We start from the raw sequence: 24,037 nt of genomic DNA on the forward strand, positions 1-24,037 counted from the left end.
CTTCAAGACCGACGCCGTCAAGAGCGGCCTCCTCGTCGGCACCGCCACCATCACCGCCAAGATCAAGTAACACCCCCGGCGCAGGTTTCCGTCTGCGCATGACAGACCGGAAAGGCCAACGCCCCGTCGTATCCGCGACGGGGCGTTGTGCTGTGTCCGGGCTGCAGCACCGGCCGGAGCGGCCGGCGGACTGGAGGCTCGGTGCCGGACGGACACCGAGCCTCCAGTCCGCCGGCGGGCGGGGTCACCCCTTCTCGGCGCCGACCAGGCCGCGGACGAAGTACTTCTGCAGGAACAGGTACGCGACCACGATCGGGACCACCGCGATGAGCGCGGCGGCGGTCGCCGCCGGCAGGTTGCTCGACTGGAGGGAGAAGAACGACGCGATGGCGGGCGCGATCGTGCGCGTCTCCGGGGTGGTGAGGATGTAGCCGGAGAGGGCGTACTCGTTCCAGACGCCGACACCGGTGATGATGCCCACCGTCGCGGTGACGGGCGTCAGCATCGGGACGACGACGAAGAAGAGGGTCTGGAAGGTGTTCGCGCGACGGGTCCTGGGAGGGCGACTACTCCTGGCCGCCCCTCACGTCGTTCCGCCAGCCGTTGCCGGAGATGGCGCGGAGCGCGGTGGCACGCGTGCTCGACGCGGCGCAGGGCGCGAAGGAGCACGAGCTCTTCCGTGGCGCCCTGCTGCGGCGACGCTCGTGCGGCTGTCCGGACCCGGTGGCGGTGGACGAACCCACGGTCTGACCGGGCGTCCCTCAGCCGGCGGCCGTCGGCGTGAGCCGGACCGGGACGGCCTTCGACACCGGGGTGTTGCTGCCCTTCGCCGCACTGTCGAGCGGCACGAGCACGTTCGCCTCCGGGAAGTACGCCGCGGCGCAGCCCCGAGCGCTCGGGTAGGCGACGATGCGGTAATCGTGCAGGACGCGCTCGACGTCGTCGTCCCAGACCGTCTCGATGTCGACGTGCTCCCCGTCGGCCAGCCCGAGTTCGTCGAGGTCGGCCGGGTTGACGAACACGACCTGCCGACCCTTCTTGATGCCGCGGTACCGGTCGTTGAGGCTGTAGATCGTGGTGTTGTACTGGTCGTGGGAGCGCAGGGTCTGCAGCAGCAGGGTCCCCTCCGGGCGCTCGACGTGCTCCAGCTCGTTGACGGTCAGCATCGCCTTGCCGGTCGCCGTGGCGAAGGTCCGGGAGTCCCGCGGGCCGTTCGGCAGCACGAAGCCCTCCTTGCTGCCTGCTCGGCGGGAGTAGTCCTCGAACCCGGGGACGACGCGGCTGATGTGGTCGCGGATGACGTCGTAGTCGGCGCGCATCGCGGCCCAGTCGATCGGGATGCGGTCGCCGAGCGTCGCCTCCGCGAGCTCGCACACGATGGCGACCTCGGAGCGCAGCCCGGGTGCGACGGGTGGGACCTGTCCGTGGCTGCCGTGCACGGAGCAGACGGTGTCCTCGACGGAGACGAACTGCGGACCGGCGTCCTGCACGTCGATCTCGGTCCGGCCCATGGCGGGCAGGATGAGTGCCTCCTCGCCGACGACGGCGTGCGAGCGGTTCAGCTTCGTCGAGACCTGCACGGTCATCTCGGTCCCCCGGAACGCCTGCTCGGCGAGCTGGCTGTCCGAGATCGCGGCGACGAGGTTGCCGCCCATCCCCATCCAGAACTTGATGTCGCCGTTGCGCATCGCGCGGATGCCCTTCAGCGCGTCGACGCCGTGCTCGCGGGGCGGCTCGAAGTGGAACTCCTCCGACAGGGCGTCGAGGAACGTGTCCGGCATCTGCTCCCAGATACCCATCGTGCGGTCGCCCTGCACGTTGCTGTGCCCGCGGATCGGGGAGGCACCCGCACCCGGTCGGCCGATGTTGCCGCGGAGGAGCAGCAGGTTGATGATCTCCTTGATCGTGTCGACGGCCTTCGTGTGCTGGGTGATGCCCATCGCCCACGTGATGATCGTGCGGTCGGACCAGATGTAGCGCTCCGCAAGCTCGTCGATCTCCTCGATCGTCAGGCCGGTGGCGCGGACGACCTCGTCGTCGTCGACCTGCATGATGTGCCGTGCGAAGGCCTCGTACCCGCTGGTGTGCTCCGCGATGAAGGCGTGGTCGACGACCGACCCCGGTGCGGCCTGCTCGGCGAGAAGCACCCGCTTCGAGATCGCCTGCAGCAGGGCCATGTCGCCGCCGAGCCGGATCTGCAGGAACTGGTCGGCCATCTGGGTGCCCTTGCCGACGACGCCCCTGACCTTCTGCGGGTTCTTGTACCGGCGGAGTCCGGCTTCCGGCAGCGGGTTCACGGCGACGATCTCGGCGCCGTTCCGCTTGGCGTCCTCGAGCGCGGTGAGCATCCTCGGGTGGTTCGTGCCGGGGTTCTGCCCCATCACGATGATGAGCTGCGTCCGCTCGAAGTCGTCGTACGCGATCGTCGACTTGCCGATGCCGACGACCTCCGCCATCGCGAGGCTCGTCGACTCGTGGCACATGTTCGAGCAGTCGGGCAGGTTGTTCGTCCCGAAGGCCCGGACGAACAGCTGGTAGACGAAGGCCGCCTCGTTCGACGTCCGGCCGGAGGTGTAGAAGGACGCCTGGTCGGGGCTGTCGAGTCCGGAGAGCTTGTCGGCGATGATCTGGAACGCGCGCTCCCACGAGACCGGCTCGTAGTGGTCCTTCCCGGCGGGCTTCCACACGGGCTCGGTCAGGCGCCCCTGCATGCCGAGCCAGTACTCGGTCTTGTCGGCGAGGTCGTCGACGGAGTGCTCCGCCCAGAACGACCGCGGCACGAGGACCGGGTTCGCCTCCCACGTGACCGCCTTCGCGCCGTTCTCGCAGAACTCCGCCACCTTGCGGTGGTCGGGGTCCGGCCACGCGCAGCTCATGCAGTCGAAGCCGCCTTTCTGGTTGAGCGACGTCATGAGCTTGAGGGTGCGGGTGAGACCGAGCTGCTTGATCGCCGGGTCCATCGAGTGCAGGACACCGGGCACGCCGGCGGCCCAGTCCTTCGGTTCGCCGACGGTGAGGTCGGCGTCGGTCACGTCGTCGACTGGGGGCTGCTCGGTCATGATGCGCTCACGGTGTCTCGGTGTTCCTCGGATGCGGCTGCTGCCGGCTCGGCGATGCGTTCGGGCCTGCTGTAGACGACCATGCTCTGCCCGCGGAGGAACCCGACGATGGTGACGCCGACCTCCTTCGCGAGGTCGACGGCGAGCGACGACGGAGCCGACACCGCGGCGAGGACGGGGATCCCGGCCATGGACGCCTTCTGCGTGAGTTCGAAGCTCGCGCGACCGGACACCATGAGGACCATCCCGGTGAGCGGCAACCGGTCCTCCTTCACGGCCCACCCGACCACCTTGTCGACGGCGTTGTGCCGGCCGACGTCCTCGCGGAGCACCAGCATCTCGCCGGTGCGGCCGTCGAACAGCGCCGCCGCGTGCAGGCCGCCGGTCTTCTCGAACACGGCCTGGGCATCGCGGAGCACGTCGGGGAACGTGGCGAGGAGCGCCGGGATGAGCACGAGGTCGTCGTGCAGGACGCTGTGCTGCGAGGTGGTCCGCACCGCGTCGATGCTGGCCTTGCCGCAGAGACCGCAGGAACTCGTCGTGTAGAACGCCCGCTCGAGGCTCGGGTCGGGTGCGGGGACACCCGGGGCGAGCGTCACGTCGAGGACGTTGTACGTGTTCAGTCCCTCGTCCGTCGCGCCGGCGCAGTACCGCGCCGTGGCGAAGTCGTCCCCGCGGGCGATCACGCCCTCGGAGACCAGGAAGCCGGCGGCGAGGTCGACGTCGTTGCCCGGCGTCCGCATCGTGATGGCGAGGGAGCTCCCGCCGACCCGGATCTCGAGCGGTTCCTCGACCGCGAGCAGGTCGTCACGGACGGAACGCGAGGTGCCGACGGTGATGCGGGTGACGCGCTTCCTCGACGTGATCCGGCTCATGCCTCGGGTCTACCACCCGGCCTCGGCACACCGCCAGTGGAGCGCGGTCATCGGACCCACGGCAGCGCGATGGCCGGCACGGTGTCGCCCGCCAGTCGCCCACCCGCCCCGACGACCACCAGGCCGTCGGCGTCGGCGAGGCCCCGCAGCATGGCCGAGGTCTGGTGGTGTGCCGGCACCGCACCGTCTTCGGTGTCGCGGTGGGCGAGCACGAGGTCGCCAGGGCGGTCGTTCGGCACGTCGACCGCGAGACGCGTCGATCGCACGGCCTCGATCGGACGCCCGAGCAGCCCGGCGACGAGCGGCCCGCCGAGGAGGACGAGTCCGACCATCGCCGCCATCGGGTTCCCGGGCAGGCAGAGGAAGAGCGTGTCCCCTCGGCGGGCGAGCAGGACCGGCCGTCCCGGACGGATGTCGACGCGGTCGATCAGCAGCTCCGCGCCGATGCGCCGCAGTGCACCACGGACGTGGTCGGCCGAGGAGCCCGCCGTGCCGCCGGTCGAGACGACGAGCCGCTCGGGAGCGCCGTCGAACGCCGCGGTCGTGCGGTCCGGGTCGTCGAGGACGCGCTCGGCGGCGACCGGTTCGGCGCCGAACGACCGGAGGACGGTCGGCAGCGTGTGGGTGAAGACGTCCCGCACCTGCCCGGGTCGTGGGACGCCGGAGCCGACGATCTCGTCGCCGAGCACCAGGACGCGGGCCGTCGGGGCGGGCGTCACGAGCACCTCGTCGACGCCGGAGGCCGCGGCGAGCGCTGCGCGGGGCGGGGTCAGGACGGTGCCGGCGGGGAACAGCAGCTGCCCGCGGGCGACTTCCTCACCGGCCGGGCGGATGTGCGGTCGGTGTGCGGTGGTGTGCCGGACGAGTCGACCACCGACGTCGAGGTCGGCGTCCTCCGACCGGACGACCGCGGCGGTACCGGGCGGGATCGGCGCCCCGGTCGTGATCGGCCGCGCGGTCCCCGTGGCGAGGGCCTCCGTCGGCGGGACGGCTCCCGCCACGATCGGCGCGCCGAGGGACCACGGCCCGTCGCCCGCGACCGCCCATCCGTCCATCGCGGCGCCGTCGTGCCCGGGGACGTCGCCGGGCGCGTGCAGGTCCGCGGCGATCGTGCTGCCGAGCGCGCCTGCGAGGAGGAGCGGGTGCGGTCGTGTCGACGAACGGGCGCCCTGGCGATGCGCCTCGTCGCGTGCCGCCGACCAGGAGGGAAGCGCCTCGGTCACCGGGCGTCGGATCCGGGGGTACTGCTGTCCCGTGCCGTCGCGAGCCCGGTCGCGACGGCCGCGGCGTCCGCGACGTCGTCGGGCGAACCGCCGCGGAGACCCGCGGCGTAGCCGACCAGGAACGTCGTGAGGGGTGCCGCCGGCCTGGCGACACCGTGCGCCGCGTCGCGGGCGAGGTCGAGCACGACGTCGCGGTCGAGGACGAAGTCGGCGGGGAGCCCGAGCGCGTCGGCGAGCTCCGTGGTCCATGCGGCGAGGACGTCGTCGGTGGTCATGCCGTCAGTCAAGCAGGCCTCGGTCGCCGACGAGCCGTGCGACGTCCTCCGGATCGTCCACGTCCGCACAGATCGCCGACGAGAGCGGCACCGAGGTCAGGTCCAGCGGGGCGAGGAGCCGGCGCATCGACAGGTCGCGCGGGTCACCGGCCGCCCGGAGGGCGTCCCGGAGCGCGTCCGATCGGTACAGCGCGAGGAGCGGCTGCCGTCGACCGTCGTCGTCGACCGCCACGAAGCCGTCCGTCGGCATCCGGTCGGACCGGGAGGCTGCGATCCGGAGCAGCTCGGCCGCCGCACGCCCGGGGTGCACGAGGTCACAGGCGAGGACGAGCGTCCAGGGCGCGACAGCGGACGGCGAAGTGGCCCGCGGCGGAGTGGACAGCGCCGCGGTGCCGGCGGCGAGCGCCGCGACCGGGCCGCCGAACGGCGGGTCCTCGCGCGTGCGGACCGCGCGTGACGGGGCGTCCCGGTCGTCGGGCAAACCGACGACGACGATCTGCTCGGCTCCCTCGGCCGCCGCCAGCGCACGGTCCGACAGCGTCACACCGTCCGCGACGATCGCCGTCTTGTCCACGCCCCCGAGTCGCGATGCCCGGCCCCCCGCGAGCAGGACGGCGTCGTACCGGACCGTGCCACGAGCCTCCGTCTCGACCATGGCCGAACTGTACCCGCGCGCCGAACGGATCAGTCGGTGTCGCCCGCGCCGCCGTCGACGACGGCCGCGGTGTCCGGCGCTGCCCGCTCGATGACCGCGGTGGCGTCCGCGATGTCAGCGGCGTCCGCGACGTGCACGTGGATGCGACCCGGTTCGACGGAGGCGCCGGTCACCGTGTGCTTCGCCACCACCTGCCGGTACGCCGACACCTCGGGCGACGGGTCACCGATGCCGTCCTTCCCGGCGCCGTCGTGGTTCGCGATCGAGAAGTCCGGGTTGTACCGGTCGAGCGCGTCCTTCCGCGGGTGGTTCCATGCCTCGGCGGACACCGACACGGTCTTCCACCCCGACCCGGAGGCAGCATCCCGCGCCGCGTCCCACCCGCTGACCAGGTCGGACGGCTGCCGCACGTGGAGCTCGATCGACGCCTGCTCGGTACCGGACTCGCCCGCGGATCGGATGTTCCCGCCGAGCCACCGGCCGCCGTCCCGGAGCCCGTCGACGACGTGCAGGATCTCCGCGTTCTCGGACGCGCGCCGGCCGACGAAGAACCCGAAGCCGTCCGTCTCGATGTGCGCTCCGTACGACACGGAGGCGTTCGACGTCCGGCTCACCCACCGGCCGACCTCGTCGGTGACGCGCCGGAGTTGCTCGTCGGACAGGTCGTCGTCGGTGGTGACGAACGCGGAGACGGTCCCGGCGAACGGGAGGCTGTTCTGTCCGTTGCCGCGGACGCTCTGCACACCGTCGATCCTCGACAGCGCCTGCTCCGCCTTGTCGACACCGGCGCTCCCGGCGTTCACGTGCGTCGAGCAGCCGGCGAGCACCAGCGCGAGGGCGACACCGGCGACGGCAGCACGGCCCCCTCGTCTCCCCCAGACCATGGCGAGAGCGTACCGCAGGGCCTCGCGCCCCCGGGCTCGTGTCGTGCCGGGACTGCCGCTGGCCGTCGGCGATGTCAGGCGGGTTTGCTGCGGTACGTGTACCGGTAGTAGTCCGCGAGCTGGAGTCCGGCTGCCGCTTCCTCGTCGACCACGACGGTCGCGTGCTCGTGGAGCTGCAACGCACTGCCCGGCACGAAGGAGCTGAGCGGCCCCTCCACCGCGGCGGCGATCGCGTCGGCCTTCGCCGACCCCTGCGCCACGAGCACCAGCTGCTGCGCCTCCAGGATCGTGCCCAGCCCCTGCGTCATGCAGTGCGTCGGGACCTGGTCCAGGGAGTCGAAGAACCGGGCGTTCGCCTCACGCGTCGACGGCGCCAACGTCTTGATACGCGTCCGCGACGCGAACGACGACGTCGGCTCGTTGAAGCCGATGTGCCCGTTCGCCCCGATCCCGAGGATCTGCACGTCGATCCCCCCAGCAGCACGGATCGCGGCGTCGTACTCCTTCGCCGCGAACTCGATGTCCGCAGCCCGCCCGTCCGGCACCCGGACCCGCGACGCGTCGAAGCCCAGCGGCGCCACCACGTCACGGGCGATCACGGACGCGTACGACTCCGGGTGCTCCAACGGGATCCCGACGTACTCGTCCAGGGCGAACCCGCGCGCTTCAGCGAAGGAGACCTCCCCCGCGTCGACGCGGCGCTGCAGGTCGGTGTAGATGCCCTGGGGGCTGGAACCGGTCGCGAGACCGATGACGGCTGACGGCTTCTTCGCCACGACCGAGGCGATCTTCGCCGCAGCGACGCGACCGACCTCAGCGGGCGTGGGCAGGATGACGATCTCCACGTCGGCGCTCCTCAGCGGTCCGCGAAGCCGCCGAGCATGCCGGAGATGAACCGCTTCTGCAGGAAGAAGTACAGGACCACGATCGGCAGCGCGACGATCACCCCCGCGGCGGACAGCAAGGAGTAGTCGGTCAGGTGGGCGCCCTTGAAGAACGCGAGGCCGAGCGGCGCGGTCCGGTGGTCCTCGCTCGTGATGAGCACCAGGGGCAGCAGGAACTCGTTCCAGGTCCACATCGTGATGAGGAGCGCCATCGTCATGATCGGGGCGACGGCCGCGGGGACGATGACCTGCCAGAGCAGCCGCACGTCCCGGGCACCATCGAGCCGGGCAGCTTCGATGACCTCCCCGGGGAAGCTCCGGAACTGGCTGCGCATCCAGAAGATCCCGAACGCCAGGGACTGTGCGGTCTGCGGCAGGATCAAGCTCGTGTAGGTGTCGGTCAGCCCGACGCTCCGCAGGTTGAAGTACAGCGGGATGATGAACGCCTCGGCCGGGAGCATCAGGCCGGCGAGCATCACGAAGAAGAGCACGTTCGAGCCGAAGAAGTCCAGCCGTGCGAACGCGAACCCGGCGAAGACCGCGAGGACGGTCGTGAGGACGACGACCGACACCGTGACGAGCACGCTCGAGAACATGTAGCTCGCGAAGTGCCCCTGGTTCCACGCGGCGCCGAAGTTCCCGAGGTCGATCGACGTCGGCACGCTGAACCCGCCGGAGTTCTGCGCCGACGGGGTGACCGAGGACAGCAGCACCCCGATGAGCGGGATGATCGCGAAGAGCGCGAACAGCGTCAGGATGACGTAGTTCACGGTCTTCTCGCGGACGGAGATCCTCATGCGACGTCCTTCGGCTGGAGACGGCCGATCAGGGCCGTGACGATCATGATGACGACGGTGAGCGAGACGGCGACCGCAGCGGCCGACCCGACCTGCCCGGTCTGGAACGCCCGGTTGTACGCCTCGAACGCGGGCACGGACGTCGAGTTGCCCGGCCCACCGCTCGTCGTGACGTAGACCAGGTCGAACGTCTTCAACGCCGACACCACCGTGAGGGTGAGCGCGGCGGCGATCTGCCCGCGGAGGGACGGCAGCGTGATCGAGAAGAACTCCCGAGCAGCTCCCGCGCCGTCGATGCGCGCCGCCTCGAACAGGCTCGGGTGGATGTTGCCGACACCGGACAGGAAGAGCACCAGGCAGAGACCGACGTTGAGCCAGGTGCCGACGAAGCCGATCGCGGGCAGGGCGGTGTCGTAGCCGCCGAGCCAGACCTGCGCCAACTGTCCGAGCCCGACGAGCCGGAGCCCGTCGTTCAGCAGGCCGTCGGAGGAGTAGATCGAGACCCAGATGGTCGCGACGACGACCGACGCGATGACCTGCGGGAGGAAGAGCACGGTGCGGAAGAACGACATCCCACGGAGGCCGTTCGCCCGCGAGATCAGCGCGGTCAGGAACAGCGCCACGACCACGGGGATCGCCGCGTAGAACACCATCAGCACGAGCGCGTGCCCGAATGACGCTCGGAGCTGGGCGTCGGTGAAGACGTCCGCGTAGTTGGCGAACCCAGCCCAGGTCGCGGCCGAGAGCCCGTCCCAGTCGTAGAACGAGTACTGGATGCTCTGCAGGAACGGCACCCCGAGGAACACCGCGAACACGACGAACGCGGGGAGGATGTAGAGGTACGCGACGAGGCTCCGCCGCCGCTTCCGGACGGCGCCGGCCGTCCGGCGGGTCCGCCCGCGGCGGGCGCTGCGATCGGCAGCGCCCGCCGTGGTTCCGGTGAACTGGGTCACGGGGGTCCTCGCTACTTCTTCACGAAGCCGGCGTAGTCGTCCTGGAGCGTCTTCGTGAACTGCTCCGGGCTGGCCTTGCCGGCGACCAGGTCCTGCATCGCGGCCGTGATCGTGTCGTAGAACGTCGGGGTGGCGTAGTCGAGGTACGGCGTGATGCTGTTCGACGACGAGATCGACTTGTAGTTGCTCGTGATGTCGCCCGCGATCGTGCCGGACGCCGGGGTGTCGTCAGCGGGGACCACCGTCGGCAGGTTGCCCTTCTGGACGAGGGTCTCGGAGGCCTTCGCGTTCGTGACGAAGTCGATGTACGCGGCGGCCGCGTTCGCGTTCTTCGTCTTCGAGGTGATGGCCCACGCCAGCCCCTCGCCGCCCATCGTGACGGGCTTCGACGCGTCGGGCGGGGTCAGCGCCGTGAACCCGATGTCGTCGGCCTTCGCCGCGGCCTCGAGGGTCGCCTGGTACCAGGTGCCCGTGATGAGGAACGCCGACTCCCCCTTGCCGAACGCCGCGACGGCGTCGTCGCGCAAGACGCCGTTCGCGCCCTCGGTCACGTAGCCCTTGCCGACCCAGTCCGTGATGGTCTGCGCCGCCTTCACCTCGTCGTCACCGGTCCAGCTGCCGGACTTGCCGGCGACGAGGTCGTTCACGGCGTCGTGGCCGGCGAGTGCGGAGAGCACCAGGCCGTAGAGGTGGATACCCGGGCTCTTCTCGACGTCGCCGTAGCTCAGCGGGAGCGTGCCGGCCGCCTTGACCTTCTGCATGTCCTCGGTCAGTTCGGCCACGGTCGTGGGCGGCGAGTCGATGCCGGCGTCCTTCAGGACCGCCTTGTTGTAGTACAGCCCGACGAGTTCGCCGGTCTGCGAGACGCCGTAGAGGTCGTCGCCCTGCCAGGTCGTTCCGTCGGAGGAGAAGGAGTTGAGCTTCAGCAGGCTCGACGGGTAGTAGTCGTTCCAGCCGTACAGCTTCGCGTAGTCGTCGACGGGACGGAGGAACCCGGCCTTCACGAAGGCGCCCATGTCCGGGTAGCCCTGGTTCGCCTGCACGACGTCCGGCGGGTTGTCCCCGGAGAGCGCGAGCTTGAGCGTCGTCTTCAGGTCGGCGAAGGACCGCGAGACCCGCTTGATCGTGATGTTCGGGTGCGCCTTCTCGAACTCGTCGTTGAGGACCTTCTGCGCGTCGTCGATGCCGGTGTCGGTGTTCTGGTCCCAGACCGTCAGCGTCGTCTTCCCCGAGCCGACGTCCTTCGACACCGGGCCGAGGCTCTGCGACGCCGCGGGGGCCGCGGATCCGCCGGGGGTGCACGCGGTCAGGCCGAGCGCGACCGCCGCGGCGACGCCGATGAGCATCGTCGTCTTGCTGATGTGCTTCATGGTCATCCAGTTCTGCGAGTGGGTGGATGGTGCTGGGGTGGGTCGGGTGGGGTCAGGCGCCGGCGGGCACGGACGCATCGAGGAACGACCAGTCACCGGGGGCGGCGGTGCGTCGGAGGAATGCGACGAGTTCGGCCGGGTGTGGGGCGCTCGCGGCACCGCCGAGTCCGGTGACGGCGTAGGCGGCACTCGCGGCGGCGAACCGGAGGCGGGTGTCGAGGTCCCAGCCGTGGTGCGTGCCGGCCATGAACGAGGCCACGAACACGTCGCCGGCGCCGGTCGGGTCGACCACGTCGACGGGGATCGTCTCGGCGGTGGCGACGACGCCGTTCGCGGAGTCAACCGCGACGACGCCGTCCCGCCCGCGGGTGACCACAGCGAGCGGGACCCGCTCGGCGAGCACCTTCGCGGCCGCCAGCGCGGTGTCGGTCCTGGTGTAGCGCATCGCCTCGACGTCGTTCGGGACGAAGACGTCGACCTCGGCGAGCCGGTCGAGCACCTCGCCGGACCACTCGCCGGTGTGGTCCCACCCGACGCCGCCGACGACCGTCGTCCCCGAAGCGCGGAGCGTCGCGACCCACGCCGGCAGCGGACGGGCGATACCGACGTGCGTGGCGGCCACCCGACCGATGTCGTCGGGGATCGTCAGGGGCTCGAGCTGCTCCTCGTACGTGATGAAGCTCCGGTCCTCCGGCCCCGTCAGCGCGACGGAGACCGAGCTCTGGTGGCCGGGCACGAGTTCGAGCAGGCTCGTTTCCAGCAGCGGCTCCGCGGTCAGCAGGCCGTGCACGTGCCGCCCGAGGACGTCGTCACCGAGGCGGCTGAGCACACGGGTCGGCGCTCCGGCACGGGCCGCGGCGACCGCACGGTTCGCGACGCCGCCCGGGGTGACGGCGAACGCGTCGGCGTACACCTCGGCGCCCTGCTCCGGGGCCGTGACCCCGGAGAACACCAGGTCGCAGAACACGTCGCCGGCGAACAGCAGGGCGCCGGGATCGGTGGTCGGGCTCGCCTCGGGCACGGCTTCTCCTCGTCATTGCGGATCATCCCTGCGCAGGTCTGCGCGATTCGGGAGTCCGATCCGCTGGTGGTGCTCAAGCCTGCGTGGTTCGTGTTGCGAGGACGTTACCTGATTGCTCCAGATTTGTTAAGTCTGATCTGAATCGATGTTTGTGTGATCGATCTTGCGTGATCGTGCGCGAATTCAGATATGGTGACGGCATGATCCTGCGAGAACGGCAGAACCGCATCATCAAGGCGCTCCGGCTCGACGGGGCGGCCTCGGTCCAGGAACTCGCCGACGCCCTGTCCGTGAGTCCGGCGACGATCCGCCGTGACCTCGAGATGCTCGACCGCAACGGCGAGCTCGTCCGCACCTGGGGCGGCGCCGTCCTCGCACCGCGACAGACCGCGCAGGACGGCGACGACGGCGAGCCCGTCGAGACCCCCTTCGAAGAGGCCGGCGACATCGACCTGAAGCGCCGGATGGCCGCCGCCGCAGCCGCGATGGTCACCGACGGCCAGGTGGTCATCCTCGACATCGGCACGACCACGCCACAGATCGCCGAGCTCTTCCGCGGGCGTGACATCACCGTCATCACGACGAACCTCGCCGTGTTCGACGTCCTGCGCGACGACGAGGCCGTGCGCCTGGTGCTCCTCGGTGGGGTGGTCCGTCGGAATTACCGCACGCTCGTCGGGTCGTTGGCCGAGGCCGCCCTCGAGCACGTCAGTGCCGACGTGGTCTTCCTGTCGTGCACCGGCGTCCGCGCGAACGGCCACGTCGTCGACAACATGGCCGTCGAAGCCCCGATCAAGCAGTCGATGATCGCCGCCGCCGAGCGCGTCGTCCTGCTCGCATCAGAGACCAAGTTCCCCGGGACGGGGGCGCTCCGCCTCTGTTCCCTCACCGACGTCGACACGCTGATCACGACGACCGGCGCCCCCGACGAAACACTCGCACACAGCCGGAACGCCGGCGGAGAGGTCATCATCACATGAAGCTCTGCATCCTCGGAGGCGGCGGGTTCCGCACGCCGTACGTGTACCAGGCGCTGCTCCGCGACACCGGCTCACCGCGCGTCGACGAGGTCGCGCTGTACGACGTCGACGAGGTCCGGCTGCACGCGATGGTCGCGATCCTGACCGAGCTCGCCGCCGACTTCCCCGACGCGCCCGTCCTCAAGCCGACGACGGACCTGCACCGCGCCGTTGAGGGCAGCGACTACGTCTTCGCCGCGCTCCGCGTCGGGGGTCTCGAGGGTCGGCGCTGCGACGAGCACGTGGCGCTCGACCTGAACGTCCTCGGGCAGGAGACCACCGGCCCCGGTGGGCTGGCCTACGCGATCCGCACCGTGCCCGTGATGGTCGAGGCGGCGAAGGTCATCCGCGACCTCGCCCCGAACGCCTACGTGATGAACTTCACGAACCCGGCGGGCATCATCACCGAGGCGATGCAGAGCGTCCTCGGCGACCGTGTCCTCGGCATCTGCGACACCCCGTCCGGACTCGGCCGTCGCGTCGCCGGGATGCTCGGACTCGACCACACCCGCGTGCAGATGGACTACGTCGGCCTGAACCACCTCGGCTGGATGCGCCGCGTGATGTACGACGGCCGCGACGTCCTCCCCGAGCTGATGGCGGACGACGAGCGACTCGGCGCCATGGAAGAGGGGCACGTATTCGGCCTCGACTGGATCCGCTCCCTCGGCGCGATCCCGAACGAGTACCTGTTCTACTACTACTTCAACCGGGACGCCGTGCGCTCCATCGTCGGCTCCGGCAGGACCCGTGGGGACTTCCTCGCCGAGAGCCAGTCCGCGTTCTACGACCGGGCGAGTGCCGCGGGAGACGGTGTCGCCGAGCTCTGGCGCGAGACCGTCGAGCGACGGAGCGCGTCCTACATGGCCGAGGCGAAGGGCGGCACGCAGGATGAGCCGCTCGACCCGAAGGAACGGGAGACCGACCCGTCGCACCAGGGCTACGCGGGCGTCGCCCTCGGTGTGATGGCCGCGATCAGCCGGAACGAGCGCCAGACGATGATCCTCAACGTCCGGAACAACGGCACCATCGCGGGCCTGCCGCGCGACGCCGTGGTCGAGGTCCCGACGATGGTGGACGCGAACGGCGTGCACCCGATGACGACCGACCAGCCCGACCTGCACCAGATCGGCCTGATGTCGCAGGTGAAGGCCGTCGAACGGCACACCATCGCCGCCGCCCTCACCGGGTCGAAGGACGAGGCGCTCAAGGCGTTCGCGCTGCACCCGCTCGTCGACAGCGTCTCCGTGGCGCGTGACCTGGTCCGCGGCTACGTGGACCGCATCCCGGAGGTCGCGGCGGTGCTCACGAAGTAACCGCGCGTTCCGGACGCGCGTCGTTTCGGACTGGAGGCTCGGTGCCAGCTGGCACCGAGCCTCCTGTCCGGTGGTGGGGCGCGAAGACTCGCGCGATCACTGCTCTGGGAAGACCTGTCGGAAGACGTCCTCGTCGATCACGTCGAAGCGCTCCCCCACAGCGGGCGTGGACAGTCCGGCCTCGCTCGCCGAGCGCATCGCCTCGAGCTCGGCGGCGGTCGCCCGGCGACGGACGCGCAGCTCCCGGAGGACGGCGTACGTGCGGCGGACCGGCTCGGCGGGGAAGCCCTTGTTGGTGTCGATGAGCACCCGGAGCGCTTCGTCCTCGAACGCCAGCGGCGGCAGGGCCTGCCGTTGTTCCTCGGTCGGCCGTTCCCCGTTCTCGGCGTAGGCGCGCTTCCGGCCGGCAGGGACGGCCAGGGACAGGAAGTCCCCGAGGACCCTGCTGTCAGCATCGGCGAGCTGCGGGGATGGTCGACTCCGGTCCATCGATCCACCGTACCGGCGCGAGCGAGGTGTTCGGCCTATTAGCGGGTGCCAGTGTTGGCATGGATCGCGGGTCCCAGTAACAGCGGGCGTTCCACGGCTTCTGGGCTTCCATTCCACGGCCCCAATCCGACGGGTAGCTTCGGCCCCCCTCTGGACGCACAGATGCGTCAGACTCGAGCCGATGCACACGACCGCGCTGCTTCGCCACCTGCTACGTCAACAGCACGCACCCCGGCGTCGTCGCGGACCACTGGGCCGGCACCACCCACGGGGACACCCCGCTGGCCGCCATCGCCGTACTCCTCGGCACCACGGTCAATGACATCCGCGACCTCTCCCACGACGTGCGCATCGTCGGCCGCCTCTTCCACGAGCAGGAGAAGGGACTGTCCGCACCCTGGTGAGCGGGAGGCGCGCACCGCGTCGGTGCCGCCGGTTAGCCTCGAGAAGACGGGGAGGGGTCAACGTGGCCGAGTTCGAGATCCGGTTCGACAAGCTGGACCAGCCGGAGTTCGACCGCGTGGTCGAAGGGGTGATCACTGCGGAGTTCAACGGTCAGGGGTACCGGGCGCAGCCTCTCGACGGTCGTGGCGGCGACGGCGGCGTTGACATCGGCGTGTGGAACATGGACCGCCACCTCGTCCGCGTCTTTCAGCTGAAGTGCTACCCCGAGGGATTCTCCGGGATGTGGAAGCCCCGACGTCGGAAGGTCCAGGACTCGTTCGACGCAGCATGGAAAAACCATCGCCCGAAGCACTGGACGCTGGTCATCCCCAGCAACCCCTCCCGGGAGGAGCGGGACTTCGTCCTCGGGCTCCGCGGCGACCGTAACATGCAGGTGGACATCATTGGCCGGGCGGACCTCGACAACCTCCTCGGCAAGCACTCTCACCTGCTGGAGATATTCGCCGCTGACCGCGTCCTGCGATTCGCGCAGGCGCTAGGCAAGCCGGAGGAAGCTCTCACCCACCGTGATCACCTCGGCGTCGTCCTCGATCGGGTTCGCGGCCGCGTGAACGCGCAGAGCCCACACTGGGGGTGGGGTTACAACGTCGACGTGCACGGGAACCAGATGCACTATCTGGTCGCCAAGCACCCCGACGCGCACATCGCCGAGCCGTTGGCGATGAACATGACCGCGACGTTCTCGGAGGAAACGGAAGAACTGCAGGAACGCTTCGACCGCGCGATGAGGTTCGGGGTGGCGGAAACGATCGTGCTGCCCCACAGCGTCGTTCCGTCGGTGACGCACACCGGCGCCTCCTGGTTCGCTGGCGAGACGCAGGTCTCGGAAGTACATCTCGTCCCCTCGGACGCCGGTGCAGGCACTCCAGTCGATCTCGTGGCCGAAGACGCGAATGGGGTCCGAATCGGCTCCATTTCTGGCACCGTCAAGCGGTTCACACAGGGCCCTGATGGAGGACAGCTCATCGTTGACATGAAGGGCGGCCTCACGGCGCACTGGGTCATCCCAACAGCCCCAGGCGCCCCGCCGCAGGACGTCACGTTCATCACGACCAGTGCTGGGGTGCCAGTCCGTGACGTGAGGCTTCTGACGAGGTTCATGAGCCGCTTCGACATCGCACACCATGTCATCATCCGGGTGGACCGCAAGGACTTCGCAGCGTTCAACCTCGGCAGCGGCGACCGCCACGAGCCCGACCCAGCCTTCGTGGCGTTCCTCGAAGACCTCGTGGTCATCGAAGACGAGCTCGACGTTCAGTTCACCTTCCCGGCAGGCGGTGTGTCTACTGCAGACCGACGTTGGGCGGCAACGTTCCGCGAGATACTTCGAGGGAGGGCCGTGCCGATGCCGTCCGTCGACGGCTACAACATGACCCTTGACGGCCGGTACGACGATGAGCTCCTTGCTCGACTGCGCAGCGGCCGTGGACGCTGGTTCGCCAGGCAGCCGCAGTTCGTGCACGAACTCCTCGGCGTTGACCTCGTCGTCCCAGACGTCGTCATCTACCAACACGAAGCTGCGGTCGTGGACGGAGACACCCATGCGCAAGAACTTCTGGCCGGGCGGGGCGAGGGACGCGTCGCCCACGTTGCAAGCGACAAGGGCTACCCGTGGCTCATCTACAAGCGCCACCCGGTCACCGGCGGGCCCGACGCTCCGCCGCTGGCGGAGTGGGGCGTCGTCGACGTCTCGGAGCACCCCGGTCTCCCCGCATTGAAGGAGCGTTGGGCTGCTGATGAGGTCCGTCTTCCGGTCGCCCCACCCGGCTAGCAAACGGAACGGCCCGCAGGAGCGTTCCTACGGGCCATTCTGCTGTCGGTGCGTTACTCGGCGTCGACGGTGCGGCTGCCGCCGTCATGGAGCAGCGCACAAGGTGCCTGTCACCGGGCAGACGTCCGGTCGCCACTGTGGCGGCGGCGACGTGCTGAATAGCTGGCCAGTCGGCGCCCAGCTTCCATTGACCCAGCGACCTATGACCATGATGGTTATTTCCGTCGCCCCGGCGCGTCGAGCTGCGACTGCGGTGGCCTGAGCGGATGAGCCTGTCGTCCATGTGTCGTCGAACACGATCACGTGCTGACCGCGCAAGTCATCATCGATACGCAGCGAGTCCGGATCGACCTCCCGGGCTCTGGCGGGCCGAGTTCTAACCGGCGTGACGATGGGCAACCCGAAGTACTTAGCCAGCTCGAGCAGAGGATGCCCTTCGTGCCGGGGTGCTGCCCCTGACGGCACAGGGATGACTGCCGTGGGAAGAGCGTCTGAGGCCATGGTGACGCAGCGTCTGTGACGATAAATTGAGTACCACACGACGTAGCTGAGGCGGACACCCGCCACCCCGCCCGCTCGCTCGCCGTCCTTGTACTGCCGCAGATCGTAGCGAACCTGCCGACTCACCTGGTCAGATGCGTAGGTCAGCGGCACCACACGATCCGCGAGCGCGTTTCCCCAGCGCGCGATATGACTCTCGCAAACTCGGCAGCGCAGCAGGCCGCCTGTTGGCTCCGCACAGACCGCGCACGTCACCCCCGGGATTCGAATCGGATTGACTAGCAGCGAAGGCAGCAGGCTTAGTGCGTACTCTTCCTGGGTTGAGGCCACGTCTACATTGCCGAAGGTGCAGGAGTGTGCGACCGTGCGAGGAGCGCCGACACCGCGAGCCTCACACCATCTGGACTCGAAGCAACCTCGACGTTATAGCCACCATCTGCATACTTTCGCCCCCAGGTTGTGTTCTCCACAACTTGCGACGTGAGCACCAGTGGTCGACCATGCTTCACTGCAGCGTCCGCCTGGATACGCGTGCCGGACTTTTCTGCGGCTTCGACGATCACGGTTACAGAGCTATACGCGCTCATTACGATGTTCCGTTGCGGGAAACTCTGTCTGGTTGGACTCGCATCAGGAAGGAATTGCGATATGAGCAGCCCTGAGGAAGCAATCTGCTCTTGGAGGTCGCGATGCTCGGCCGGGTAGACGCGATTGATTCCATTGCCTAGAACCGCCACCGTCCGACCTCCAGCGTCGAGAGCGGCCGCGTGCGCACTACCGTCTACTCCGCGTGCGAGACCGGACACCACCGTCACGCCGTCATCCACGAGCAGGCGGGCAGTTCTACCGGTGAATCGCAATCCCGCATCCGACACGCCCCTGCTCCCCACGAGAGCCGCGGACCGTTCGTCATCCGCAACGCGGCCCTTGGCGAACAGCAGTACCGGATAGTCGAAGACTGCCGCCAGTTGAGCTGGGTACTTCTCAGCGAAGGGACTGAGGAGCGAGATTCCAGCCGTCTGCCATCGTTCTAGATCTGCAGCGGCAAGGGCAAGCAAATCTGACCTATCCTCAGGCACGAGCGCTGACCCGTCGCCATGGCGAAGGACGTCGAGCGGGGTGAGGTCAGCTTCGAACAGCGGCCGCAGCTGGGACGGCTTGTACCGACGGTCTCCATGAAAGAGCAGCGCCACAAGCGCAGCAAGCTGCTCGCAGTCCTTCGTGGCCGTCGTCATGGAAGCACCGTACACACATCCCCCGACGTCAGGACCTCAGCCATGGTTCCAGTGTCGCACGTCCGAGTCGTCCACGATTCCGTGCCCGAACACGTCGGGCTGACGACCTGCAGAGTCTCGCAAGGACACGTTATCTCCGCTCGCATTCGCGATCCGGAGCAGGAGCGCGGCCGGCCGGCCGGCCGGCCAGGTCAGGATCGACGCCCGCGCCCGGTGGCGCCATGGCGTCACATCTGGGCGCACAGGACGCACTCCGTGAAATTCCAGCCTCGTGCTTCAACCTCCGCGAATACCTCGCCCCCTCGCCCTATGACGTAGCCGCGATTGATCTGTCTGCCCAGCACCAGGCCAACCACCCGCCGCGCACCAGCCCTTTTCAAAGCTGCGGCCGAGCTAGATAGCGAGGACCCCGAAGTCCATAGATCGTCCAGCAGGACCACGGTCCGATCACGGACGTTACACGTCACCGTGTAAGCGTCGGGGTTGACCAGCTGTTGGGTCGGCTTCGGTCCTGGACGAGGAACGGAGCGGTTCCGCTCAATGACATCGTTGCGCCAGGCGAACGAGTCCTCAGCCTCAACAGCAGTCAGGAGGTCATGAATGTGATCGAAGCTGCGCGTCTCGTCGTCTGCCGGCACCCAGGTGTAGAGCGCGTCCGGACCCGCCACCGTGCGCACGCAGTCACCGTGCCGGTCCAGGCCCTCCCAAAGAAGAGTGGCAAGCGGCGCCCGCGTCCACGAGTTACCAAAGTCCTTGTAATGCTTGATGAGACTTTCGAGCCCAGAATCAGTGCTGTACGAGATTGGCACCAAGTAATCAACGAGAGCCGCCTGCTCGCGGCAGTGAAAGCAGAGCGGCCAGTAGCTGCCGTCATATCGTCCTGCGACAGGAGAGCCACATTTACGACAGGTCCCCGCGGGGTGCGGTAGAAAATCGTGGATGAGCCCCTCTTCGACCAGCCAGGCTACCCAGGTGTCTGTGCTGTTTGGATCACGCGAGCCATCGCGGGTCCAGCTGGGCGCTCGAGAGAAGCTTCGGTATTGAGCTGATGCCACAGTCATTCCTCTTCGAAGATGGCGGATCCTCATATCCTATCTTGATTGCGCCAACTCGTCAGCACCGTCTCGCGCGTCCCGGCCGCGACCATCGCCGGAGACCGCAATCGCTCCGCTTGGCGCCGATAACGCTCATTCGGTCAGCATCGCGTACAGATCGCCCCGAGCTCCGCCTCCAGGATTCGAACAAGGCCATCCGGACCCGTGCAGAGCGATCCTCGTTCGCCCGCCAGGCACACGGGATCACGATCGAGATCGCCGCGAACCCGCGCGATTCGGCAGCGATCGGAGCAGCAGCACTCGTCCTGCAGAGTTCTGTGGCGCCCGGCCACGGTCCGGTGCTCTCCGCGTGAACCGTGGTACTCGATGACAGGCGTGCCGTACGACGCAAGTGCGTTCGACGCACTTGCAGAACCCAGCGAGTACACCGAACCGACTCCGTCAACAGGCCGGCCAGCCGTGGGAGCGAGCTCCGCCTCCAGGATTCGAACCCGGACCTAACGGCACCAAAGGCCGTCGTGCTGCCATTACACCAAGGCGGAACGCCCACGGAGGGCCCGTCCATCCTCCCATGACCGGAACGGTGGCCGTGCGCGCGGCGTTCGGCCAAGATGGGGGGATGCCGCATGAGGACGAGGTCGACCGGATCGTCGCGGCGTGGGGGCGGCAGCGCGACGACCTCGACTTCGCGCCACTGCAAGTGCTGTCACGGGTGGACCGGCTCGCCAGGCACCTCGACCGTGCACGTCGGGCGGCGTTCGACGCGAGCGGCATGGAGCCGTGGGAGTTCGACGTGCTGTCGGCACTGCGGCGTGCGGGTGCGCCCTACGAACTGAGCCCGAAGACGCTCCTCCAGCAGACCCTGGTGTCGAGCGGCACGATGACGAACCGGGTGGACCGACTGACGGCACGCGGGCTCGTGGCGCGACGGACCGACCCGAAGGACGGCCGCGGCATCCTGGTGTCGCTGACCGATGCCGGTCGGAGCGCGGTGGACTCGGCGATCGCGGACCTGCTCGGCGCGGAGCGGGACATCCTCGCCGGGGTGTCCGACGACGAGCAGCACCAGTTGGCTGGTCTCCTCCGGCGGCTCATCCTGGGGCTCGGCGACTAGACCAGACGCACCGGAGGCTCGAGCCACTCGCGGGCGAGCGCGGACATGACGATCTCGTCATGGAAGCGACCGTCGTGGAAGGTGGCGTCTCGTCGCACGCCCTCCTGTTGGTACCCGGACCGCGCGTACACGGCTCGCGCACGATCGTTGAACGCGTGGACGCGGATCTCGATGCGGTTGAGGCCCATCTCGCGGAACCCGTAGGCGGTGACGAGTCGGACCACCTCCGTCCCGTAGCCCTGGTCGACGTGCTCGCTCCCGATCATCACGGCGAGGGTGGCGGCACGGACGGGGAGGGTCGCGCCGAAGAGCGTCACGTGGCCGACGAGGCTCCCGGACGAGCGGTCGACGACGCTGAACCCGACGGATCCGCCGCCGCCGTTGCCGCTCCAGCCGCGGAACTGCTCGGCGATCGGTTCGGTCGGCCGGGGTCGCACGATGACCTGCTGCAGCACGGCCCACTCCGGGTCCTGCCACCAGCGCACCAGGTCGGGCAGGTCGCCGTCCTCGAGTGCGCGGAGCCGGACCCGGTCCCCCTCGAGCAGCGTCGCTCCGTACCGTTGCGCATCGGCCCCGTTCCACGTCATGCCTCGACTCTGCCAGAGCGGACGAGCGCCCGGACCGGCGAGCGCCGGCGTCACGACCGGTCGGCACCGCGACTAGTCTCCGGCGCATGCACGCCATCACCCTCGCCGTCGCCGACCTCGAGCGATCGGCTGCGTTCTACACCGCGCTCTTCGGCTCCGAGGGCAGCAGCATCATCGGCACCGAGTACGCCCCGACCGACACCGCCGCGGGTGGTGCGACGGCGATGTTCACGCTCGACGACGGGTTGATCGTGTCCGTCTACGGCCGGGACGACATGCGGAAGGACTCGAGCGTGGAACTCGGGACCGACCCGAGCGCCACGATCGGGCACTTCGTGGAGTCACGAGCCGAGGCCGACGCCTTCCTCGAGCGGGCGCGGGCAGCCGGCGCGACGATGCTCGAGCCGCCGTACACACGCCCGTGGGGCATGTACTCCGGCTTCTTCCAGGACCCGGACGGTCACCTGTGGGAGGTCGTCGCGAACCCGGGCATGGGTGCGCCGTCCGACGCCACGCCCCAGTGAGCCGCCGTTCGACGAACCGAAAGCACGTCGAACCATGTCGTTGCACGGTTCGGACTGCTTTCGGTTGGTCGAACAGGCCCGCACCGCACCGTTACACCCCGAGCTGCTCGGCGACCTCGAGCCAGCGCTCCTCGAGCTGCTCGATCTCGGCCTCGAGCGTTGCGAGCTTCGTCTGCAGCTCCCCCAGCCCGGCGTAGTCGGACTGGTCGTGCGCCGCGAACAGGTCGAGCACGGTCTGGCGGTCGGCACCCACGCGGGCGATACGGCGATCGAGCGCCGACATCTCCTTCTCCGCGGCGCGACGATCAGCGCCGGACAAGCCGGACGCACCCGACGCACCCGACGCACTGGACCCGGCCCCAGGAGCAGGCGACGAGCCCGCGCCGGCCGTGTCGGGCCTCCCGGCCGTCGCGGCGGCAGCCGCTGACGCCGTGGACCCACCGGTGCCGGACGCCCGGAGCCGCATGTACTCGTCGACGCCGCCCGGCAGGTGCCGGAGGTGGCCGCCGAGCACGGCGTACTGCTGGTCGGTGACCCGCTCGAGGAGGTACCGGTCGTGGCTCACGACCAACAGCGTGCCCGGCCAGGTGTCGAGGAGGTCCTCCATCGCGGCGAGCATGTCGGTGTCGAGGTCGTTGGTCGGCTCGTCGAGGATGAGCACGTTCGGCTCGTCGAGCAGGATGAGCATGAGCTGCAGACGACGCTTCTGCCCACCGCTCAGGTCGCGGACGGGTGTGGAGAGCTGCTCGGACGTGAAGCCCAGGCGCTCCAGGAGCTGTGACGGCGTCATCTCCTTGCCGTCGGCGACGTAGCTGGTCTTCTTGCGGGCGACGACCTCGCGGACACGGTCGTCCGCGTACTGCTGCAGGTCGGCGAGCTGCTGGTCGAGGACCGCGACCTGCACGGTCTTGCCCGTCTTCACGCGGCCGCTGGTGGGCTGGATACGCCCCGAGACCAGGCCGAGGAGCGTCGACTTCCCGGCGCCGTTCGGCCCGAGGATGCCGGTCCGCTCCCCCGGTGCGATGCGCCACTCGATGCTCCGGATCGTGGGCTCCGGCGCGTCGGGGAAGGTCACGCCGGCGTCGATCAGGTCGACGACGTCCTTGCCGAGGCGCGCGGTCGCCATCTGCGACAGGGCGACGGTGTCGCGGATCGGGGGGACGTCGTCGATGAGGGCGTTCGCCGCGTCGATGCGGAACTTCGGCTTGCTCGTGCGGGCCGGAGCACCGCGGCGGAGCCACGCGAGCTCCTTGCGCGCGAGGTTCTGGCGGCGCTGCTCGCTCGCCGCTGCCTGCCGGTCACGCTCGACACGCTGCAGGATGTAGGCCGCGTAGCCGCCCTCGAAGGGCTCGACGATGCCGTCGTGGACCTCCCACGTGTCGGTCGACACCGCGTCGAGGAACCACCGGTCGTGCGTCACGACGACGAGCCCGCCCTGGCTCGGCGACCAGCGACGGTTGATGTGCTCGGCGAGCCACTGGATGCCCTCGACGTCGAGGTGGTTCGTGGGCTCGTCGAGGAACAGCACGTCCCAGTCGCCGACGAGCAGGCGCGCGAGGGCGACACGACGGCGCTGTCCTCCGGAGAGGTCGTCGACGGGGACGTCCCACGGGATGTCGGAGACGAGTCCGCCGATGACGTCGCGGATCTTCGGGTCGCCGGCCCACTCGTGCTCCTCGCGGTCGCCGACGACGACGGCGCCGACGGTCTGGCCCTCCGGCAGGGCGTCGCGCTGGTCGAGCACGCCGACGGTCACGCCGCCGCGGTGCGTCACGCGGCCGGTGTCGGGTTCGAGGCGCTTCGCGAGCAGGCTGAGGAGCGTCGACTTGCCGTCGCCGTTCCGGCCGACCACGCCGATGCGGTCACCCTCGTCGATGCCGATGGTGACGCTGTCGAAGACGGTGCGGGTGGGGAACTCGAGATGCAGGTTCTCGGCGCCGAGGAGATGTGCCACGCGTCAAGGGT

At 69.2% G+C, this 24,037-nt stretch carries 22 protein-coding genes, 1 tRNA gene and 2 pseudogenes; 6 read left to right on the plus strand and 19 right to left on the minus strand.

Translation table 11 applies throughout. The annotated features are described in order from the left end of the window. Positions 1-244: 244 nt before the first annotated feature. Positions 245-544, minus strand: a pseudogene (locus ACO0E1_RS04670) (ABC transporter permease subunit); the annotation flags it as partial. An 83-nt stretch (positions 545-627) separates the two neighbouring features. Between ACO0E1_RS04670 and ACO0E1_RS04675 the strand changes: the two are divergent. Next, positions 628-750: a hypothetical protein gene (locus ACO0E1_RS04675; protein WP_422873125.1), complete on the plus strand. Its 123-nt coding sequence runs from the start codon at positions 628-630 to the stop codon at positions 748-750. A gap of 11 nt (positions 751-761) precedes the next feature. Here the strand turns inward: ACO0E1_RS04675 and ACO0E1_RS04680 are convergent, their stop codons facing one another. The 11 genes from ACO0E1_RS04680 to ACO0E1_RS04730 all read right to left on the minus strand — a co-directional run bounded on the left by ACO0E1_RS04680 (position 762) and on the right by ACO0E1_RS04730 (position 11,996). Then, a complete protein-coding gene (locus tag ACO0E1_RS04680; RefSeq protein WP_422873126.1) occupies positions 762-3,059 on the minus strand; it encodes an FdhF/YdeP family oxidoreductase in 2,298 nt (765 codons plus the stop codon). Further along, on the minus strand, positions 3,056-3,934 hold the full coding sequence (gene fdhD / locus ACO0E1_RS04685; RefSeq protein ID WP_422873127.1) for a formate dehydrogenase accessory sulfurtransferase FdhD: 879 nt from the start codon (positions 3,932-3,934) through the stop codon (positions 3,056-3,058). Before fdhD ends, ACO0E1_RS04680 begins: the two co-directional genes overlap by 4 nt. A 47-nt stretch (positions 3,935-3,981) precedes the next feature. Beyond that, complete coding sequence (locus tag ACO0E1_RS04690; RefSeq protein ID WP_422873128.1) at positions 3,982-5,157, minus strand: molybdopterin molybdotransferase MoeA; 1,176 nt, start codon at positions 5,155-5,157, stop codon at positions 3,982-3,984. Further along, on the minus strand, positions 5,154-5,432 hold the full coding sequence (locus ACO0E1_RS04695) for a DUF6457 domain-containing protein (RefSeq protein WP_422873129.1): 279 nt from the start codon (positions 5,430-5,432) through the stop codon (positions 5,154-5,156). The genes ACO0E1_RS04690 and ACO0E1_RS04695 overlap by 4 nt, the downstream gene beginning before the upstream one ends. A 4-nt stretch (positions 5,433-5,436) precedes the next feature. Further along, the gene (gene mobA, locus ACO0E1_RS04700; protein WP_422873130.1) at positions 5,437-6,087 is read right to left on the minus strand and encodes a molybdenum cofactor guanylyltransferase; all 651 of its coding nucleotides are present in this window, start codon (positions 6,085-6,087) and stop codon (positions 5,437-5,439) included. Positions 6,088-6,116: 29 nt separating this feature from the next. Further along, positions 6,117-6,971 (minus strand): hypothetical protein, encoded by an 855-nt coding sequence (locus tag ACO0E1_RS04705; RefSeq protein ID WP_422873131.1) that lies wholly within the window; start codon positions 6,969-6,971, stop codon positions 6,117-6,119. A 74-nt stretch (positions 6,972-7,045) separates the two neighbouring features. Next, positions 7,046-7,816 (minus strand): glucosamine-6-phosphate deaminase, encoded by a 771-nt coding sequence (nagB, locus tag ACO0E1_RS04710; RefSeq protein WP_422873132.1) that lies wholly within the window; start codon positions 7,814-7,816, stop codon positions 7,046-7,048. Between the two features lie 11 nt (positions 7,817-7,827). Continuing rightward, a complete protein-coding gene (locus ACO0E1_RS04715) occupies positions 7,828-8,652 on the minus strand; it encodes a carbohydrate ABC transporter permease (protein WP_281267007.1) in 825 nt (274 codons plus the stop codon). Then, positions 8,649-9,605: a carbohydrate ABC transporter permease gene (locus tag ACO0E1_RS04720; RefSeq protein ID WP_422873133.1), complete on the minus strand. Its 957-nt coding sequence runs from the start codon at positions 9,603-9,605 to the stop codon at positions 8,649-8,651. Before ACO0E1_RS04720 ends, ACO0E1_RS04715 begins: the two co-directional genes overlap by 4 nt. A gap of 11 nt (positions 9,606-9,616) precedes the next feature. After that, positions 9,617-10,981: an extracellular solute-binding protein gene (locus ACO0E1_RS04725; protein ID WP_422873134.1), complete on the minus strand. Its 1,365-nt coding sequence runs from the start codon at positions 10,979-10,981 to the stop codon at positions 9,617-9,619. 46 nt (positions 10,982-11,027) lie between these two features. Next, positions 11,028-11,996: a carbohydrate kinase family protein gene (locus ACO0E1_RS04730; protein ID WP_422873135.1), complete on the minus strand. Its 969-nt coding sequence runs from the start codon at positions 11,994-11,996 to the stop codon at positions 11,028-11,030. 200 nt (positions 11,997-12,196) lie between these two features. Between ACO0E1_RS04730 and ACO0E1_RS04735 the strand changes: the two genes are divergently transcribed. Together ACO0E1_RS04735 and ACO0E1_RS04740 are read left to right on the plus strand one after the other, a co-directional pair. After that, a complete protein-coding gene (locus ACO0E1_RS04735; RefSeq protein WP_422873136.1) occupies positions 12,197-12,976 on the plus strand; it encodes a DeoR/GlpR family DNA-binding transcription regulator in 780 nt (259 codons plus the stop codon). Continuing rightward, positions 12,973-14,331 (plus strand): 6-phospho-beta-glucosidase, encoded by a 1,359-nt coding sequence (locus ACO0E1_RS04740; protein WP_422873137.1) that lies wholly within the window; start codon positions 12,973-12,975, stop codon positions 14,329-14,331. Before ACO0E1_RS04735 ends, ACO0E1_RS04740 begins: the two co-directional genes overlap by 4 nt. A 96-nt stretch (positions 14,332-14,427) precedes the next feature. On the opposite strand, the gene ACO0E1_RS04745 is transcribed toward ACO0E1_RS04740, so the two are convergent. Further along, entirely contained in the window at positions 14,428-14,820 is a 393-nt protein-coding gene (locus ACO0E1_RS04745) for a hypothetical protein (RefSeq protein WP_422873138.1), read from the minus strand. 466 nt (positions 14,821-15,286) lie between these two features. Here ACO0E1_RS04745 and ACO0E1_RS04750 point away from each other — a divergent pair, with 466 nt between their 5' ends. After that, the gene (locus tag ACO0E1_RS04750) at positions 15,287-17,056 is read left to right on the plus strand and encodes a hypothetical protein (RefSeq protein WP_422873139.1); all 1,770 of its coding nucleotides are present in this window, start codon (positions 15,287-15,289) and stop codon (positions 17,054-17,056) included. Positions 17,057-17,889: 833 nt separating this feature from the next. Here the strand turns inward: ACO0E1_RS04750 and ACO0E1_RS04755 are convergent. From ACO0E1_RS04755 to ACO0E1_RS04765, 3 genes are all read right to left on the minus strand, one after another. Beyond that, positions 17,890-18,792 carry a DNA-processing protein DprA gene (locus ACO0E1_RS04755; RefSeq protein WP_422873140.1) on the minus strand — a complete coding sequence of 301 codons (903 nt, stop codon included), beginning with the start codon at positions 18,790-18,792 and terminating at the stop codon, positions 17,890-17,892. A gap of 227 nt (positions 18,793-19,019) precedes the next feature. Then, the gene (locus ACO0E1_RS04760) at positions 19,020-19,601 is read right to left on the minus strand and encodes a hypothetical protein (RefSeq protein WP_422873141.1); all 582 of its coding nucleotides are present in this window, start codon (positions 19,599-19,601) and stop codon (positions 19,020-19,022) included. A gap of 716 nt (positions 19,602-20,317) precedes the next feature. Then, positions 20,318-20,389 (minus strand) — tRNA-Gln (locus ACO0E1_RS04765). 77 nt (positions 20,390-20,466) lie between these two features. On the opposite strand from ACO0E1_RS04765, the gene ACO0E1_RS04770 reads away from it, so the two are divergent. Continuing rightward, entirely contained in the window at positions 20,467-20,961 is a 495-nt protein-coding gene (locus ACO0E1_RS04770; RefSeq protein WP_422873142.1) for a MarR family winged helix-turn-helix transcriptional regulator, read from the plus strand. On the opposite strand, the gene ACO0E1_RS04775 is transcribed toward ACO0E1_RS04770, so the two are convergent. Beyond that, positions 20,958-21,548 (minus strand): GNAT family N-acetyltransferase, encoded by a 591-nt coding sequence (locus tag ACO0E1_RS04775; protein ID WP_422873143.1) that lies wholly within the window; start codon positions 21,546-21,548, stop codon positions 20,958-20,960. The genes ACO0E1_RS04770 and ACO0E1_RS04775 overlap by 4 nt on opposite strands. Before the next feature lie 86 nt (positions 21,549-21,634). On the opposite strand from ACO0E1_RS04775, the gene ACO0E1_RS04780 reads away from it, so the two are divergent. Next, complete coding sequence (locus ACO0E1_RS04780; RefSeq protein ID WP_422873144.1) at positions 21,635-22,072, plus strand: VOC family protein; 438 nt, start codon at positions 21,635-21,637, stop codon at positions 22,070-22,072. Between the two features lie 91 nt (positions 22,073-22,163). On the opposite strand, the gene ACO0E1_RS04785 is transcribed toward ACO0E1_RS04780, so the two are convergent. After that, positions 22,164-23,198 (minus strand): ATP-binding cassette domain-containing protein, encoded by a 1,035-nt coding sequence (locus tag ACO0E1_RS04785; RefSeq protein ID WP_422873454.1) that lies wholly within the window; start codon positions 23,196-23,198, stop codon positions 22,164-22,166. A gap of 359 nt (positions 23,199-23,557) precedes the next feature. Beyond that, a pseudogene (locus ACO0E1_RS04790) lies at positions 23,558-24,026 on the minus strand (ATP-binding cassette domain-containing protein); the annotation flags it as partial. Positions 24,027-24,037: the final 11 nt, after the last annotated feature.

Source organism: Curtobacterium guangdongense, assembly GCF_049341845.1.
GTDB classification, from domain to species: Bacteria; Actinomycetota; Actinomycetes; order Actinomycetales; family Microbacteriaceae; genus Curtobacterium; species Curtobacterium guangdongense.

What these genes read in the sequence shown, in the direction of transcription:
- ACO0E1_RS04680 (WP_422873126.1), bottom strand. Translation starts at nt 3,059, where the DNA reads ATGACCGAGCAGCCCCCAGTCGACGACGTGACCGACGCCGACCTCACC.
- fdhD (WP_422873127.1), bottom strand. Translation starts at nt 3,934, where the DNA reads ATGAGCCGGATCACGTCGAGGAAGCGCGTCACCCGCATCACCGTCGGC.
- ACO0E1_RS04695 (WP_422873129.1), bottom strand. Translation starts at nt 5,432, where the DNA reads ATGACCACCGACGACGTCCTCGCCGCATGGACCACGGAGCTCGCCGAC.
- mobA (WP_422873130.1), bottom strand. Translation starts at nt 6,087, where the DNA reads ATGGTCGAGACGGAGGCTCGTGGCACGGTCCGGTACGACGCCGTCCTG.
- ACO0E1_RS04705 (WP_422873131.1), bottom strand. Translation starts at nt 6,971, where the DNA reads ATGGTCTGGGGGAGACGAGGGGGCCGTGCTGCCGTCGCCGGTGTCGCC.
- ACO0E1_RS04715 (WP_281267007.1), bottom strand. Translation starts at nt 8,652, where the DNA reads ATGAGGATCTCCGTCCGCGAGAAGACCGTGAACTACGTCATCCTGACG.
- ACO0E1_RS04725 (WP_422873134.1), bottom strand. Translation starts at nt 10,981, where the DNA reads ATGACCATGAAGCACATCAGCAAGACGACGATGCTCATCGGCGTCGCC.
- ACO0E1_RS04735 (WP_422873136.1), top strand. Translation starts at nt 12,197, where the DNA reads ATGATCCTGCGAGAACGGCAGAACCGCATCATCAAGGCGCTCCGGCTC.
- ACO0E1_RS04740 (WP_422873137.1), top strand. Translation starts at nt 12,973, where the DNA reads ATGAAGCTCTGCATCCTCGGAGGCGGCGGGTTCCGCACGCCGTACGTG.
- ACO0E1_RS04745 (WP_422873138.1), bottom strand. Translation starts at nt 14,820, where the DNA reads ATGGACCGGAGTCGACCATCCCCGCAGCTCGCCGATGCTGACAGCAGG.
- ACO0E1_RS04755 (WP_422873140.1), bottom strand. Translation starts at nt 18,792, where the DNA reads ATGACGACGGCCACGAAGGACTGCGAGCAGCTTGCTGCGCTTGTGGCG.
- ACO0E1_RS04770 (WP_422873142.1), top strand. Translation starts at nt 20,467, where the DNA reads ATGCCGCATGAGGACGAGGTCGACCGGATCGTCGCGGCGTGGGGGCGG.
- ACO0E1_RS04775 (WP_422873143.1), bottom strand. Translation starts at nt 21,548, where the DNA reads ATGACGTGGAACGGGGCCGATGCGCAACGGTACGGAGCGACGCTGCTC.
- ACO0E1_RS04780 (WP_422873144.1), top strand. Translation starts at nt 21,635, where the DNA reads ATGCACGCCATCACCCTCGCCGTCGCCGACCTCGAGCGATCGGCTGCG.
- ACO0E1_RS04785 (WP_422873454.1), bottom strand. Translation starts at nt 23,198, where the DNA reads ATGGCGACCGCGCGCCTCGGCAAGGACGTCGTCGACCTGATCGACGCC.